Raw genomic sequence first — 411 nt, forward strand, 5'->3', positions numbered from 1 at the left:
ACACAAACAAGATCAGCGTAATTAGACAAAGAAAGCCATTGGGTGTCTTTTGATGCGGTTGTATAGACCCCTGAAAAAGTTTGCTCTGCCATTTCCGTAAAAATACCAACCATTTCACGAATAAAAGGAGAAGGTGTTGTTTCTTGTATCATGCGTAATTGATTGACAACAGCTGTTTCTGATTGAGACAAAATTCCACGCAATGTTTTTAAATTGCGCTCACTCTCGTCATATTCATCAGAAAATACCACATGTGCAAGAAGAGCGGTTAAAAGATTATGCGCTTGTGTCGAAAAGTATTCTGCTGAAGAATTATCTGACTTTTTATCCGTGAGAAGCAATTTCGAAAAACCTACAATATTGGCTTCACGTTGTGTACGTGGTACACTATCATCTAAAAGCCAATCGAGA

Annotated in this window: 1 protein-coding gene; it reads right to left on the reverse strand. The window is 38.0% G+C overall.

Annotated features, from left to right (window positions below; translation table 11 throughout):
- Window positions 1-411, reverse strand: a 411-nt coding sequence (locus J7R10_RS09095; protein WP_208436509.1) for a type IV secretory system conjugative DNA transfer family protein, incomplete at both ends; no start/stop codon positions are given.

Source organism: Bartonella vinsonii subsp. berkhoffii ATCC 51672 (assembly GCF_902825225.1).
In the GTDB taxonomy this organism is placed as follows: Bacteria; Pseudomonadota; Alphaproteobacteria; order Rhizobiales; family Rhizobiaceae; genus Bartonella; species Bartonella berkhoffii.